Below are 15510 nucleotides of genomic sequence, written 5' to 3'. Positions count from 1 at the left end.
CGCTGACCGGCGCATCCCGGCTCACCTCTCACATGATCGAACGGAGAAACTCCCTTGTCTCGACTGCCGCACGCGGCGGATCCGGTTCGCCCCGGTCCCGCCGTGCCGCTGTCCGTCCGGCGTCGGGCCGGCGGTGCCCGATGACCGCCATCGCGACCGCCCGGCCGACCCGTACCGGCTGGACCCTGCTCCTCGCGTCGATCGGCACCTTCATCACCGCCCTTGACGTCGTGGTCGTCTCCACGGCCCTCCCGACGCTCCGCGCTCACCTGGGCGCGAGCCTGTCGGACCTGGAATGGACGATCAACGCCTACAACCTGGCGTTCGCCTGCCTGATGCTCACCGGTGCCGCTCTGGGTGACCGCTTCGGACGCCGCCGCATGTACGTCCTGGGTCTCGGCCTGTTCACCCTCGCGTCGGCCGCCTGCGCGCTGTCGACCTCGGTGGACGCGCTGATCGTGGCGCGGATCGTACAGGGTGTGGGCGCCGCCGTCGTTCTGCCGCTGACCCTGACGTTGATCAGTGACGCCTTCCCCGTCGAGAAGCGTGGTGCGGCGATCGGGATCTGGGGCGGGGTCACCGGTCTGGGGGTGGCCGCGGGCCCGATCGTCGGCGGTGCCATCATCCAGGGCATCTCCTGGCAGTGGATCTTCTGGATCAACGTCCCCATCGGGGTCGTCGCCCTGGTGCTGTCGGCATTCCTGCTCCGCGAGAGCCGCGGCCCCCGGCCGCAACTGGACCTCGTGGGCCTAGTCCTGGCCGCGCTCGCCCTGCTCTCGCTGACCTGGGCGCCGGTAGGCGCGCCCAGCGTCGGCTGGGGCAGCGGCGAGGTCGTCGGCGCTCTCATCGCCGGTGTTGTCCTCATGGCCGGTTTCCTCGCCTGGGAACGGCGTGCCCCCTACCCGATGTTGCCGCTGGCCTATTTCAAGCGCAGGGCGTTCTCCACGGCGAACGCCGTCGTGTTCTTCCAGCAGATCTCCCTCATCGGCTCCCTGTTCATGATCACCCAGTTGTTCCAGACCGGCCTCGGGTACGACCCCCTGGGCGCCGGCCTGCGCATCCTGGTGTGGACGGCGATGCCCATGCTGGTCGCGCCGATCGCGGGCGCCCTGTCCGACAGGATCGGCAACAAGCCGTTCATGCTGGTCGGCCTGCTGCTCCAGGGCGGTGGACTGGCGTGGCTGGCAGCGGCCACCGAGCCGGGCGTCGGTTACGGCAGCCTGGTGGTGCCGCTGATCGTCGCGGGCATCGGCATCGCGATGTGCTTCCCCACGGTCGCCAACGCCGTGGTCGCCGCTGTCCCGATCGAGGACTCGGGGGTCGCGGCCGGCACCAACAACGCCCTGCGGGAGATCGGGGGCGTGTTCGGCGTCGCGATCCTGGCCGCCGTGTTCATCGCGAACGGCGACTACTCCTCGCCCGCCAGGTTCGTCGACGGTTTCAAGGCGGCGGAGATGGTAGCCGCGGCGGTCGCACTCGTCGGCGTCATCGCCGCGATCCTGGCACCGTCCAAAAAAACGGTGGCGGCCTCCGGCGATTCGGTGACGCCCCTCCCCGAAAAGGCGCTGGCCGCCGGCTGAGGCCCCGCTTGTTGAAAAAGCAGCGACCCCGTTCCGGGGGTCGCTGCTCGCGGCTCCTCGGTCTCTTCTTCACGTGAGCCGTTCCCCGGCGGTGGCTCCTGCGAGTGGAGCCTCTGGCAGGCGCGGGACTCATCGGTCGAAGAGCCGGCTCACCGGCCCTGACGCCGCAAGGGGGGCGGACCCGTCAGATGAAACGGACGTCGACCGATCTCACCGGACTCGACGTCACGTCAGGACTCGCGACCCACGGTGGCGATGCCCGAGAAGAGCGCGTCCACGACCCCGTCCGCCGTACCGAGGGGAATGGCGATGTGGGCCAGGGCTCGATGGAGGACGGCTCCGATCAGGACGTCGGCGACCGCGTACACGGGGGCGTCGTCGCGGACCTGACCGGCGCGGATGCCCGCGCGAAGACACTCGACCAGGGAGGTGTGCAGCGGGCCGGAGAACCGTTCGTACAGGCGGTCTGAGACTTCCCGGTTCTCGGACGCGGCCGCGGCGAGCGCGCGGAACAGGGCGGCGTTCTTCGGATCGTCGAGGAAGTCCACGAGCGCCAGCAACCAGCTCCGCACGTCCGCACGGGCGTCGCCGGTCTTCGCCGGCTCGATGAGATCCGCCAGGACGTACCCGTCGAACAGGCACTCCGCGATGACGGCGCTCTTGGAGGACCACCACCGGTACACGGTCTGCTTGCCCACACCGGCGGTCGTCGCGATGCGGTCGACCGACAGCTGCTCATACCCGGAGGCGGCCAGCAGCGTGGCGGTCGCCTCGAGTATCGCGTGCCGCGCCTGCTCGCTGCGGGCGCGACCACGCCTTCCCGTCGTCATGGGCTCAAGCTACAGTGGGCATATACGAGACCGTTTGTCTCGCAAATAAGTGGCTGAGAACATGGGAGACACCTCATGCAGAAGCGCGTCGTCGTGGTCATCGGTGTGGGCGGGATGGGCGAGGTCGTCGCTCGCAGGCAGGGGACCGGACACCTGGTTCTGCTCGCGGACTTCAACGAGGCCACGTTGGACAAGGTCGGCGAAGCCATGAGGGACGACGGCTACGACGTCGTCTCGCAGCAGGTCGATGTGACCTCACGCGAGTCGATGCGGGCGCTCGCCCAGGCCGCGGGTGCGGCCGGTCAGGTCGTGCAGGTCATTCACACGGCCGGCCTCCACGCGACGCAAGCACCGGTGGCTCCCATCATGGAGGTCGACCTGTTCGGCGTCGTGATCATGCTTGAGGAGATGGTCCAGGTCATCGCCGACGGGGGCGCCGGTGTGGTCTTCGCGAGCATGGCGGCCAACGCGGTGGCCTCGCTCACGCCCGAGCAGGAAGCGGCTCTGCGGACCGCGCCGATCGAGGAGCTGCGCGGCCTTCCGTTCATCCAGCCGGACGCGATTCCCGACTCGCTCACCGGGTACGGGATCGCCAAGCGCGCCAACCAGCTCCGCGTGCAGGCGGCGAGTACGGCCTGGGGCGAGCGCGGCGCCCGGATCAACAGCGTCAGCCCCGGGATCATCTCCACCGCACAGGGCCGGCGCGAACTGACGGGCGAGCTCGGCCGGGGCATCCAGGCGCTGGTCGACGCGTCCGCGACCGGCCGCGTCGGCACACCGGAAGACGTCGCGAACGCGGTGGCGTTCCTCCTCAGCCCGCAGTCGTCGTTCATCACCGGCACCGACCTGCTCGTCGACGGCGGTGTCATCGCCGCGATGCGATCCGGCCACCTGGCGACGCCGGCCCAGCCCTGACGCGTTCGATCCACACGCGGCGGTGTCCCTACCGCCCCGCCACCGACTGCGCGAGGCTTCGACCTGCGACTTCCACCGCGAACTGGTGGGTCGATCGCGGAGTGCGTAGTCCGTTGGATGTACGCCGGGTTCGACAACCGGGAGGAGGTGCGATCCGGTCTTCGATCGCACAATCGTCACATGACAACGGGCTTGCTGCTCACTCTCGCCGCCCTGGCGGTTGTCGACAGCACGAGCTTCGGCACCCTCGGCATCCCCGTCTACCTGCTGCTCGCCGCAGAGCGGTCGCCGGTGACTCGCCTGCTCGTCTATCTCGGAACCGTGGCGGTCTTCTACTTCCTCGTGGGCGTCATGCTCATGCTGGGGCTGTCCACGGTGATGGAGAACTTCGGTGACGCCCTGCACAGCCGCACGGCGTACTGGGTCCAGCTTGCCCTCGGCGTGGCGCTGTTCGTGCTGAGCTTCCGGTTCGATCCCAAGAGACGAAAGAAGCTCGGCAAGCCCGAGCGACGGTTCGAGCCGCAGCCGGGTGGTCCGCGAGCCATGATCGTGCTGGGACTGACCGCCGGACTGCTCGAGGTCGCGACCATGGTGCCGTATCTCGCCGCGATCGGCATCATGACGACTTCCGATCTTCCTGTCATGCAGTGGGTGCCGCTGCTCGCAACCTACGTACTCATCATGATCGTTCCGCCGCTGGTGCTCCTGGCTCTCCGCGGAGTCGTCCTGGGTTGGCTGGATCCGAAACTGGAGCGACTGCGGACCTGGATGATCAAACACTCCGCGGCGGCCGTCAGCTGGGCACTGGCCATCGTCGGCTTCCTGCTGGCCCGAGACGCGGCGTTCCATCTGTTCTTCCGCTGACGGTTACCCTGCGGTCCGAGCACGGTTCCTTACCGGCGGCACCGGCAACGTCCGGTGAAACACGGTCAGGAGCGCGATCCGGCGGCCGGTCGCGATCCAGTACGTGATTCGCACAGCGAACTCATCGAGGTAAAAACGGAGCTCCATCGGACACGATCGCAACATGGAGGTCCTCCATCTCGCGGCTGTGGACATGCGGTGACGTCGTTTCCCATGCCGTCGCCACCGGCAAACCCCGGAGGGCCACGAAAGCCGGTTCCGTGAAGACAGCGGCGGGGTGCGGGCAATAACAGCGTCCGTTGCCCTACGAGAGGTATCCCTCGCATGAAAGTCAACAGCGACCATCCGCCGGGTCGCGCCCTTCAGGACCTGGTCTTTTCACCCTCGTTCTTCGCGGACGGCGTGGCCGGGGACGCCGCACCGGCGGAGTCCGCCACCGCGTGCGACGCCGAGGTGATCCGGCTGTCGCTGAGCGACCCGGAACGGTTCGCCGAGATCTTCCACAGATACTTCGCCGCGATTCATCGCTACGCCTCCGCCAGGCTGGGTGTCTCCGCCGCGGACGACATCGCGGCGGAGACGTTTCTCGCGGCCTTCCGTCAACGGGAGCGCTACGACCTGTCCCGTCGCGACGCGCGCGCCTGGCTGTTCGGCATCGCCACCAACCTGATCAGAAGACACCGCAGGGACGAGGTGCGCCTGTATCGCGCCCTGGAGCGGGCACGGGACGCCTCCGGCGCGGGTGTGCCGGCAGCGGATCCCGCCGACACCGACTTCGCGCAGCGCCGCCTGGCGGGCGCCCTCGCCGTGTTGAAGGCGGGCGACCGGGAGGCACTCCTCCTGATCGCCTACGGCGAACTCAGCTACGCGGAGGCGGCCGATGCCCTGGGCATTCCCCCGGGCACCGTCGGGTCCCGCCTGAACCGGGCCCGCAAGCGGGTCAGGGAAGTGCTGAACACGGACGTCGCCACCAAGGAGGAACGACACGATGGATGAGATGAACCTGCTCCGCGACCGGGCCGACGCCCAGCCCGCCCCACGGCCCGAGGCCGTCGCCTCCGCACTCGACCGCCTCCACCGCGCCGCCCGGGAGCCCAAGCGCGCGACTCGGCGTCCGATCCGGCTGCCCGGCTCACGGCGATGGTTCCGCCCTGTCCCGCGCCTGATGGCCGCGGTCGTCGCGGCCGCTGTCGTCGCGACGGTGATGGTGACGACGACGGTGATCGCACGGGGTCCCGGCGAGGAGCAGCCGATCACGTTCGGGGCCGTGGGCGACCTGGCGTCATGGCACGCCGGAGACCCCGAGATCGTGGTGTTCCTCTGCAAGGACGACTCGCCTTTCGTCCTGTGTGGCGGCGGCGGCTTCGCCGTGGACGACGGCGGCTCGGGTCCTCCGCCGGATCCCATCCTGGGCGGCAAGGCCACCACGTCGCGGGACAAGGCGGCGATCGAGCGGACGCTCGGGACCATGCCGCAGGTGGAGGCAATCTCCTTCGTGAACAAGCAGGAGGCTTACGCCAACCTGCTCCGCATGGACCAGAAACTGTCCGAGACCTCCGATACGTACCAGAAGCTGTCCAAGGTTCTTGATCCGGAGGACATGACGGAGTCGTTCACCCTGAAGATGAAACCCGGCACCGACTGGGACACCGTGATCGAGACGGCCAAGACGCTTCAGGGAGTGTCCACAGTGCTCAACCGCAAATGCCTCACCGAGAACGCCCAGGAAATCGCCCAAGGGAACAAAACCCTGTGCGCTCCCGGTGGTTACGAGGACTGACCGCATCCGTGTCAGCCGGTGAACGCGGGATCCGATGACGTCGCGGCGCCGGTGGATGTCGCGGCCGGGCCGGTGGCCGTGGTCAACGGCGGTGTGAACCGCAGCCTCGGCGGCTCACGCACAGGACGTCGAGATCTCAGAGGCGGCCGGACACCGCCTTCGCACCCGGTCGCTCGACGCGCTCGCGGCCACCGCGCCGAGCCCGTTCCCGGGAGCCTGTTCCCGGGAACGTGGCCGTTCCGTCGGTCCAGGCTCACCTTGGCAGCACTGACGGTTCATGCGCGACCGATGAAGTCGAAGTGACCTTCATCCCCCATGAAAGACGGTCCACCCGTGTCCGCACCCGGACCTCTCCGCAGGCTGAGTCTCGCCGCGGCCTGCCTGGCCGGTGTCGCGAGCCTCGCGCTCGTCTCACTCAACCCGCTTGCCGAGGAGGCCTCGGCGACCGCCGCCCCGGCCCTTGCCGGCGCTCCGCGGTCGGCCGTGCAGTCCGCCTCCACCGCCGCCTCGGCGCGCGAGGAGGTCCTCATCAACGAGGACTTCGGCACCCGCACGACCATCCCCGGCGGCTGGACGCCGAAGAGCGGCACCTGGACGGTCGCCGGCGGGGCGTTGAAGCAGACCTCGCCGAAGGGCACCACGATGCTGACCTTCGGGCAGCACCTCGACGACTTCCGGATCGACGCCACCCTCAGCTTCGACTCGGCGGTCAACGACAGCCGCTGGGTCGGCCTCGGCCTCGATGTGAACCCGGCCGGTACGTCCCCGTGGTCGCATGCCGCCGTCCGCCGCGTCTCCACCGCGAGCAACGGCCTGGAGTTCGCCAACAGGTTGCCGTCGAACAGCTGGAGTGTCGTCGCGGCGAGCCCCGCGCCGCGGTCGGTCGCCGACGGGAATCCGTTCGACGTCTCGATCGAGGTGCACGGGACGAACGCGACCTGGACGTTCGAAGGCCGGCAGATCCAGACGACGCAGTCGCTGCAGCGGACCGGCAACGGTGTCCTCGGGCTCATCATGGACCAGGCCACCGCGTCGTTCCGCCGCATCACCGTCACGCAACTGCCGCCGCGTCCGGTCATCCCGCTGGTGGAACCGGGTCACACGGGTCTGGCGATCGGCCACCGCGGCAACCCGAAGGCCGCTCCGGAGGACACCCTGGTCTCGGAGGTGCAGAGTCACAGGCTGGGCAGCGCCTACATGGAGCTGGACCTGCACCTCACCAAGGACAACGTCCCGGTGGTCATGCACGACGACACCGTCGACCGCACGACCAACGGCACCGGCCGCGTCGACGGCCTCACGCTGGCCCAGATCAAGCTGCTCGACGCGGGCGTGAAGTTCGACCCGGCGTACGCGGGCACGAAGGTCCCGACGTTCGAGGAGATCCTCCAGTACGCCCAGCGCACCGGCGGCTCCGTCATGCCCGAGCTCAAGGCCGGGTGGACGAAGGACCAGGTCCGGATCGTGACCGCTCTCGTCCAGAAGTACGGCCTCCAGAGCCACACGGTCTGGCAGTCGTTCGACCCCGTCCCGCTCAAGTACGCCTACGAGCTCGACCCGTCCATCGCCCGCGCCGGTCTTGTCAGCGGCAGCCTGCCGGCCGACCCGGTGGCGTACGTCGGGGCCTTCCACGGCCAGGCGCTCCTGCCGGCCACCGCCCTCGTCACACCGGCCCTCATGCGGACGATGCACGCCGCGGGCCTCGCCGTCGTCGCGTGGACGGCCGACACCCCCGGCGACTGGGCGAAGCTCACCACCGCCGGGGTCGACGGAATCATGTCGAACTCCGTCGGTGAGCTGATCGGCTGGATGTCGCGCTACAACCAGTAGACGCCGGCGCCGAGGGAGCAGACTATATTTACGTGCTCTCCCTTCCTCGCTCCGTGTGGGACGAGCCCCGTCCCCCCAATCCGCCGCTGCGGGTGTGGCGGGACTGGGCGCTCGTGGGGGTGATCGTGCCGGTCGCGGTGCTCGAAGGGGTTCTGCGGCCGGATCTTCCGTGGCGGGTCGTCTCGGTTATTGTCGCCGTCGCGCTGGTGCCCACCTTGTTGTGGCGCCGGAGCAGACCGCTGCTGATGGTCGCGATCTGCTTCGTCACCACGAACCTGATCCCGCTGCTGGTGGCCGGGTCCCCTTCAGAGATGTACGTGATGGCGTATATGTTGATCTTGCCGTACTCGTTGTTTCGCTGGGGGTCCGGACGCGAGGCCGTGATCGGGCTGACGATAATGATCACCGCGGCCTGTCTCTCGATGGTCTCCGACCGCACCGTCGCCGCCGACGTGGTCGGCGCGTTCGCCGTCATGCTCTCGGCCATCACCCTGGGCGTGGCGTTCCGGTATCGGGCCAGGGCGAGGATGCGCGAGCTCGACCAGGTCAAGCTGCTCGAACGCGAACAACTGGCCCGCGACCTGCACGACACCGTCGCCCATCACGTCTCGGCGATGGCGATCCGCGCCCAGGCGGGCCTCGCCACATCGGCGTCGCGACCGAACGCCGCGACCGAGGCACTCCACGTGATCGAGGCCGAGGCGTCGCGCGCGCTCGCCGAGATGCGCGCCATGGTCCGCGTCCTGCGCCGGGACCAACCGGCTGACCTGGAACCCGGCCGGGGCATCGCCGACCTCGAACAGCTCGCGGACCGAACCCGCTCCGGTCCGTCCGTCAACGTGGAGATCTCCGGCGACCTCGACGACCTTCCTCCATCGGTCGGGGCCGCCGTCTACCGCCTCGCCCAGGAGTCGGTCACCAACGCCCGGCGACATGCGCGTCACGTCACCCGTATCGAGGTCCGTGTCGCCGCCGACGACACATCGGTGCACCTGCGCGTGAGCGACGACGGCGACAGCGGCTCCACACGCCCGGCCGCGTCTCCGGGGTACGGGCTCATCGGCATGATCGAACGCGCCGACCTGCTCGGCGGCACCTGCGAAGCCGGCCCGAACCCCGGTCGAGGCTGGACCGTGACCGCCGTACTGCCCCGGACCGGGTCGGCGACGTGAGCATCCGGGTGATCGTCGCCGACGACCAGGAGATCGTCCGTACTGGGCTCGCGATGATCCTCGACGCCCAGCCGGACATCGACGTCATCGGCGAGGCCGCCGACGGGCGGCGAGCCGTCGAGCTGGCGCGACGCCTACGCCCCGACGTGTGCCTGTTCGACATCCGCATGCCCGGCCTCGACGGCATCCAGGCCACCCGCCTCCTCGCCGGACCGGCCGTCGAAGACCCCCTCGCCGTCGTCGTGATCACTACTTTCGACCTCGACGAATACGTCTACGACGCCCTGAGGGCCGGCGCCCGGGGTTTCCTGCTCAAGGACGCCGGCACCGTCCTGCTCTCCCAGGCCGTCCACGCCGCCGCCAACGGCGACGCGCTCATCGCCCCGAGCATCACCGCACGGCTGCTCGGCGCCTTCGCCCAGTCCGGGCCCACCTCACGGCCGGTGCAACCCATCGAGGCACTCACGAGCCGCGAAGAACAGATCCTCGTCACCGTGGCACGGGGGCGAACCAACAACGAGATCGCCGACGAGCTTTACATCTCTCTCAGCACCGTCAAGTCCCACATCGCCAGCCTGATGGCCAAGCTCGGCGCCCGCAACCGCGTCGAGATCGCCATGTGGGCCTACGAGACCAACCGCGTCAAGAACTGACGCGGGTGCGGTGACGCTCCCGAACGGTGAGGCGACGGGTTCCCGTTCCTCGACGGTTCGGGAATCCGGCGGGACACGGCGAGTTCGATCACCCGGCCGGTGGCCGTGAGCAGCGCTCCTGGGGACTCGCCAGGCGTGCCGACGATCAGTAGGCCGATCGTCTACCGATCAGGCGTACTTTCGGCCGATGAGTCCTTCACGCAGGCCTTCTACGCTGATTCCACGTGGTCAGAGACACACTCATCGCCATCCGGTTGGCGATGCCACCGATCCGTCTCGATGCCGGCCACGACGTCGAACTGTGAATGTGGCGGTCCCCGGCGGACCCGCGCCACAGCTGACACCCGCGCCCGCGGTGGATGAGGAGAATGTGATGAAGGCGTTCGTCCTGCGCTCGTACGGCTCACCCGACATGCTGGATCTCACCGACATCGACAGGCCCGTGCCCGGCGACGACGAGGTTCTGGTCCGGGTGCGCGCCACCTCCGTCCAGCCCTATGACTGGCACCTCATGAGAGGGGAGCCGTTCATCTCGCGGCTGATGGGCGGCGGCCCCGGGCTGCGCAAGCCGAAGATCAGCATCTTGGGCGCCGACATCGCGGGGCAGGTCGAGGCGGTCGGCAGGGCCGTGACGGAGTTCCGCCCCGGCGACGAGGTGTTCGCGATGCCCAAGCAGGGCGGCTTCTCCGAGTACGCATGCGTCCGGGAAGCCGAACTGGCGCCGAAACCGAAGAACCTGTCGTTCGAGCAGGCGGCGGCGGTACCGATGGCGGCCGGCACTGCCCTGCTGGCCCTGCGCGACGAGGGACGGATTCAGCCGGGGCAGAAGGTTCTCGTCAACGGGGCTTCGGGAGGCGTGGGCACGTTCGCCGTGCAGATCGCCAAGGCGTTGGGTGCGGAGACCACCGGCGTCTGCAGCAGGCGGAACGTCGACATGGTCCGATCGATCGGCGCGGACGAGGTCATTGACTACACCACAGAGGATTTCACGCAGAACGGACAGCGCTACGACCTTCTGCTGGACGCCGCGGGAAGTCGCTCGGGATCGGCGTGCAGGCGGGTGCTGACCCCCAAGGGGACCTACGTCGTCGTCGGCGGACCGGGCAGCCGATGGTTCCAACCCGTCGGTCACGTGGTCTCGGCGCTCGCGATGTCGCCGTTCGTGTCCCAGAGGACGACCCTGGCGGACGTGATCCGATGCACGGAGACCAGGCAGAACCTGATGACGCTGACCGAGCTCATCGAGGACGGAAAGATCACTCCGGTCATCGACCGCGGTTACACGTTCGAGGAGATCCCGGCGGCCATCAGATACGTGGAAGAGGGGCACGCCTCGGGGAAGGTCGTCGTCACGGTCTGAGACACCGGATCCACCGCCCGCACGACGGTCGGTCACGCTCCGGTGGAACGGTCGCCGGTGGCCGCCGTCGCCGAGTGGACGTGAGTGCCACGGTGAGGCCGGAGCCGCACATCGCGGATCGCTTCGGTTCCGGCGGAGAGCGATGGGCGAAGAGCGAAGCGATCGGTTGTCTCGATCGATCCGTCCTCTGGTCCCCCTCTCAGCTCGAATCGCGGGGGGCGACCTCGCGGCCGGATGGCTGGCGGACCCTCAATCCGGGTACCGGTGCCTGGGGTATCCGGCGGGTGACCGGCTTCTCGCCGACCGAAAACTCCTTACCGTGGTGGCTCAGTGTGAGCGGCGGGCCATCGAGAAGCCGGTAGGTCGCGGAGCTCGGCGTGACGCGGACCTGCAGCAGGCTGCCGTGGTAGCACAGCCGGAAGGTCAGCTGCGTGATCGCCGGGGGCAGTTTCGGGGCGAAGCGTATCCGGCCCTCGCCGGTGCGCATCCCACCGAATCCGTCGACCAGGGCGATCCAGGTCCCGGCCAGCGACGCCAGGTGGATCCCGTCGACGGTGTTCCTCTCCAGATCCTCCAGATCCATCAGCGCCGCCTCTCCGAGATAGCCGTAGGCGAGTTCGAGCTGTCCCACCTCCGCGGCGATCACGGCCTGGGTGCACGCGGACAGCGACGAGTCGCGCACGGTGAGGGCCTCGTAGTAGGCGAAGTTGCGAGCCTTCTGCTCGGGCGTGAACGCGTCGCCGCGCAGGTGCATCGCCAGCACGAGATCGGCCTGCTTGACCACCTGCTTGCGGTAGAGGTCGAAGTAGGGAAAATGCAGCAGCAGGGGGTACTGCTCCGGCCTGGTCGCGGCGAAGTCCCAGATCGCGTGCTTGGTGAACCCCTCGCTCTGCGGATGCACGTTCAGGAGCTCGTCATAGGGGATGAACATCGCGGCGGCCGCGTCACGCCACGTGGCGGCCTCCTCCACGGTGACCCCGAGCTGCCGCGCCCGGTCGATGTGACGGGCGGCGGCCTCGGCCGCCACGCGCAGGTTCTGCTGGGCCATCAGGTTGGTGTAGACGTTGTCGTCGGCGACGGCGCTGTACTCGTCGGGGCCGGTGACTCCGTCGATGCGGAACCGTCCGCCGGCGTCGTGGTGACCGAGGGCGCGCCACAGCCGGGCCGTCGCGACCAGAAGCGGCAGGCCGGTGTCGCGCTCGAAGGACGTGTCCCCGGTGACATCGACGTAACGTCTGACCGCGTCGGCGATGTCGGCGTTGATGTGGAACGCCGCGGTCCCGGCCGGCCAGTAGCCGGAGCACTCCTCACCGTTGATCGTTCTCCAGGGGAAGGCGGCCCCGCGCAGCCCGAGCTGGACGGCGCGTTCCTCCGCCATCGGAAGGATCGACCTGCGCCACGCCAGTGCGTCGATCGCGGCTCGGGGATAGGTGTAGGTGAGGACCGGCAACACAAAGATCTCGGTGTCCCAGAAGGCATGGCCGTCGTAGCCCGAACCGGTCAACCCCTTGCCCGGAATGGGGCGATCCTCCAGCCGCGCGGACGCCTGCACCAGATGGAACAGCCCGAAGCGGACGGCCTGCTGCACCTCGGCGTCGCCCTCCACCTCCACATCGGCACCGGCCCAGAACGTGTCGAGAAACCTTCGCTGGTCCGCGCAGAGACCCTCCCAGCCGACCAGACGGGCCGCCGCCAGCGCGGCGACGACCTGGTCGTGCATGGCGGGCCGGGAACGCTTGGCCGACCAGCCGTACGAGAAGAACTTGACCAGCCTCAGCCGCTGGCCGGGCTGCAGGCGCGTGGCGACGGTCACGCGGCCGACGTCACCGGAACCCTCGACCTCGACGCGCGTGCCTTCGGGACCGTCGATGTCATGGCACATGGCGGCCGCCACCCGCAGGCCGCTGGCCCGCGTACGGTGGATCATGATCGAGATCTCCTCCTTCGCCATGTTCTCCTCCAGAACCAGCGGCGACTCCAGAACTGCGGCCGCGCGCGGGTCGTCCCCCGTGTAGGCCACGGTCTCGTTGGCGACGAGCTCGGACTGGACCACCACACCTCGCGCCCGGTCGACGGCCTCGACCTCGTACTCGATCGCGACCACCGCGCGATGGGTGAAGGAGACCAGCCGCGTGGAGGTGACGCGCACCTCGCCCCCGGTCGGAGAACTCCAGTGGGCCCGGCGGGTCAGGGTTCCGGCGCGCATGTCGAGGACCCGCTCGTGCTCGTGCAGCGTGCCGTACCGCACATCGAACGGCTCGTCGTCGACCAGCAGCCGGATCAGCTTGCCGTTGGTGACGTTGACCACCGTCTGCCCTGACTCGGGATATCCGTAGGCGGCCTCCGCGTGCGGCAGCGCCCTCAGCTCGTACACCGAGTTGAGGTAGGTTCCCGGCTGCCCGTACGGCTCACCCTCGTCGAGGTTGCCGCGCAGGCCGATGTGCCCGTTGGACAGCGCGAACACCGACTCGGTCTGTGCCAGCACGTCCAGGTGGAGGTGATGCTCCCGCACCGACCAGGGCTCGACCGTGAAGGAAGGGTGCTGGATCATCACAGTTCCAGCAGTTCGGCGAGGTCGGTGACCACGATGTCCGCACCGTGCTCGCGCAGCGCGTCCGCCTGCCCGGTCCGGTCGACGCCGACGACGACGGCGAACTTTCCCGCGCGGCCGGCCGCCACCCCCGCCAGCGCGTCCTCGAACACCGCCGCCTCGGAAGGCCTGAGCCCGAGCGCCTCCGCCCCCGCGAGATACATGTCCGGTGCGGGCTTGCCCGCGAGGTGCCGTCGCCGGGCCACCTCGCCGTCGATCCGCGTTTCGAAGAGCTCGGCGATCCCGGCGGCATCGAGGACCCGCGCCGTGTTGGCGCTCGATGACACGACGGCGCTGCGCAACCCCGCGTCCCGGACTGCCTGGACATAGCGGACGGAGCCCGGAAACACCTCCACGCCGTCCCTATCCATGATCGCTTGCACGAGCGCGTTCTTCCGGTTGCTCACCCCGTACACGGTCAGCGCGTCCGGCGGATCGTCCGGCGACCCCTCGGGCAGGGTGATGCCACGCGCGGACAGGAAGCTCCTCGTCCCGTCCAGCCGCTTCTTCCCGTCGACGTAGCGGTCGTAGTCGGCCACCGCGTCGAACGGCACGAACGGTTCTCCCGTCCGATCGGTCCATCTCCGCAGGAATTCGTCGAACGCCGACTTCCATGCGGCGGCGTGCACCGTCGCGGTGCGGGTGAGCACACCGTCCATGTCGAACAGACACCCGCGGACCCCGTCAGACAGTCCCAACATCGGCCCTCCCCCGATCAGGCACGTATGAGATCTTCTTCCTCTACGTACCCACCTGCGGCTTCGCCACGTCATCCGCCGCTTCCCGCTGAGGTGCACCCGGCTCGAACACCGGTGCCGAGCCCAAGAAAAAGTGCCTTTTATGTGTCGTAGTGCGCACTCGGCCCTGAACGTGCGTTTATACACAGAACGGGACTTTCGGCCCACCTAATGTGAGTGCTGTCCGGAGCGCACAGCACCAAGAAGCGCACCGGACGCAAGGTCCCACCCGCTCACCCGAGCGCCCTCACGCAAAGGAAATCCCCCATGCGTAAGCTTCGTAGCGTCCTGGTCGGCACCGCCCTGGCCGGCGCACTCGCGGCCGGCATCGCCGCCGCCCCCGCCCAGGCCGCCACCGCCACCACCGCCGGTACGGCCTCGGTCTCCCAGGCCCAGTACACCAAGCACTGGTTCTCCGGCTACTCCAGCTTCGGCCGCGGCGAATCCCGCGGCGAGCGCTCCAACTACAAGGGCTACTGGTACTACTCGAACGGCCGCTACTACTTCGACATCGAGGCCTGGGACCACGACCGCGACCGCCAGAACACCTACGTCGACTTCAGCTACCACGACAACAGCGGCTGGCACACCCGCCGGTTCTCCACCGGCGGCCACGGCGAGTGGAAGTTCAACATCAGCGCCCGCGGCGGCTTCGACGGCTTCCGCACCCACATCGGCGAGGGCAACTCCCGCGACTTCGACTGGGGCAACTACTACCGCCACTCCTTCTAAACCGTCCCACCGACCACACATCCCAACCATCTGACACCCCAGTGACGCGGCCACGTCTCCGACGCGTGGCCGCGTCATGACCCGAGAACGGCTCCGGCCGGCAGAAACGCTCAGCGGTCCAGCTGACGCCTCTGCCGGCCGGAGCCGTTTCCCCATGCATTCGGACGTGTTCACCGGACATGGGGCCGGTGCTCGCCGAAGTTCGGTCAGCCGACGCGGTTGAACGGCAGTGGTGCTTCGCACGCGCGGAGAAGCTCGTCCCAGTGTTCGCGTGCCCAGGCGCATGTGGCGGTCAGGCGGTTCGGGCAGGCCGCACCGCATCCGTGCGGCGCCGGCAGGTCGGAGCCTGTCGGACGAAACGGGCTCGAAACGATGTGACGCACGCCGCCCGCGGCGCCCCCTCTGAAGATCACCATCCTCGCGGCGACGTCAGCCCGCCGATCCTTCACCACGGTTCGCCGGCCGCC

General features: G+C 68.8%; 13 protein-coding genes. 10 read left to right on the top strand and 3 right to left on the bottom strand.

Annotated features, from left to right (window positions below; translation table 11 throughout):
- Positions 1-140: 140 nt before the first annotated feature.
- On the top strand, positions 141-1580 hold the full coding sequence (locus DKM19_RS01055) for an MFS transporter (protein WP_204358609.1): 1440 nt from the start codon (positions 141-143) through the stop codon (positions 1578-1580).
- A gap of 230 nt (positions 1581-1810) precedes the next feature.
- Here the strand turns inward: DKM19_RS01055 and DKM19_RS01050 are convergent, their stop codons facing one another.
- Positions 1811-2410, bottom strand: a complete 600-nt coding sequence (locus tag DKM19_RS01050) for a TetR/AcrR family transcriptional regulator (protein ID WP_110694073.1) — start codon at positions 2408-2410, stop codon at positions 1811-1813.
- 75 nt (positions 2411-2485) lie between these two features.
- On the opposite strand from DKM19_RS01050, the gene DKM19_RS01045 reads away from it, so the two are divergent.
- The 8 genes from DKM19_RS01045 to DKM19_RS01010 all read left to right on the top strand — a co-directional run bounded on the left by DKM19_RS01045 (position 2486) and on the right by DKM19_RS01010 (position 10984).
- Positions 2486-3325: an SDR family oxidoreductase gene (locus DKM19_RS01045; protein WP_110694072.1), complete on the top strand. Its 840-nt coding sequence runs from the start codon at positions 2486-2488 to the stop codon at positions 3323-3325.
- 180 nt (positions 3326-3505) lie between these two features.
- Complete coding sequence (locus DKM19_RS01040) at positions 3506-4189, top strand: GAP family protein (protein ID WP_162641177.1); 684 nt, start codon at positions 3506-3508, stop codon at positions 4187-4189.
- A 324-nt stretch (positions 4190-4513) separates the two neighbouring features.
- Positions 4514-5185, top strand: coding sequence for an RNA polymerase sigma factor (locus DKM19_RS01035; RefSeq protein WP_110694070.1), 672 nt, complete (start codon positions 4514-4516; stop codon positions 5183-5185).
- Positions 5178-5969, top strand: a complete 792-nt coding sequence (locus DKM19_RS01030) for a permease-like cell division protein FtsX (RefSeq protein WP_110694069.1) — start codon at positions 5178-5180, stop codon at positions 5967-5969. Before DKM19_RS01035 ends, DKM19_RS01030 begins: the two co-directional genes overlap by 8 nt.
- A gap of 333 nt (positions 5970-6302) precedes the next feature.
- A complete protein-coding gene (locus tag DKM19_RS01025) occupies positions 6303-7799 on the top strand; it encodes a glycerophosphodiester phosphodiesterase family protein (RefSeq protein ID WP_162641176.1) in 1497 nt (498 codons plus the stop codon).
- A 32-nt stretch (positions 7800-7831) separates the two neighbouring features.
- Positions 7832-8971: a sensor histidine kinase gene (locus DKM19_RS01020; protein ID WP_110694067.1), complete on the top strand. Its 1140-nt coding sequence runs from the start codon at positions 7832-7834 to the stop codon at positions 8969-8971.
- The gene (locus tag DKM19_RS01015) at positions 8968-9624 is read left to right on the top strand and encodes a response regulator transcription factor (RefSeq protein ID WP_110694066.1); all 657 of its coding nucleotides are present in this window, start codon (positions 8968-8970) and stop codon (positions 9622-9624) included. Before DKM19_RS01020 ends, DKM19_RS01015 begins: the two co-directional genes overlap by 4 nt.
- A gap of 373 nt (positions 9625-9997) precedes the next feature.
- Positions 9998-10984, top strand: coding sequence for an NAD(P)-dependent alcohol dehydrogenase (locus DKM19_RS01010; protein ID WP_110694065.1), 987 nt, complete (start codon positions 9998-10000; stop codon positions 10982-10984).
- 199 nt (positions 10985-11183) lie between these two features.
- On the opposite strand, the gene DKM19_RS01005 is transcribed toward DKM19_RS01010, so the two are convergent.
- Positions 11184-13535 carry a glycoside hydrolase family 65 protein gene (locus tag DKM19_RS01005; RefSeq protein WP_110694064.1) on the bottom strand — a complete coding sequence of 784 codons (2352 nt, stop codon included), beginning with the start codon at positions 13533-13535 and terminating at the stop codon, positions 11184-11186.
- Positions 13535-14275, bottom strand: a complete 741-nt coding sequence (locus DKM19_RS01000; RefSeq protein ID WP_110694063.1) for a beta-phosphoglucomutase family hydrolase — start codon at positions 14273-14275, stop codon at positions 13535-13537. The genes DKM19_RS01005 and DKM19_RS01000 overlap by 1 nt, the downstream gene beginning before the upstream one ends.
- A gap of 303 nt (positions 14276-14578) precedes the next feature.
- Between DKM19_RS01000 and DKM19_RS00995 the strand changes: the two genes are divergently transcribed.
- Complete coding sequence (locus tag DKM19_RS00995) at positions 14579-15043, top strand: hypothetical protein (RefSeq protein WP_110694062.1); 465 nt, start codon at positions 14579-14581, stop codon at positions 15041-15043.
- Positions 15044-15510: the final 467 nt, after the last annotated feature.

This window comes from Streptosporangium sp. 'caverna', assembly GCF_003203775.1.
GTDB lineage: Bacteria > Actinomycetota > Actinomycetes > Streptosporangiales > Streptosporangiaceae > Streptosporangium > Streptosporangium subroseum.
This window is presented reverse-complemented; position numbering and strand designations above follow the sequence as displayed.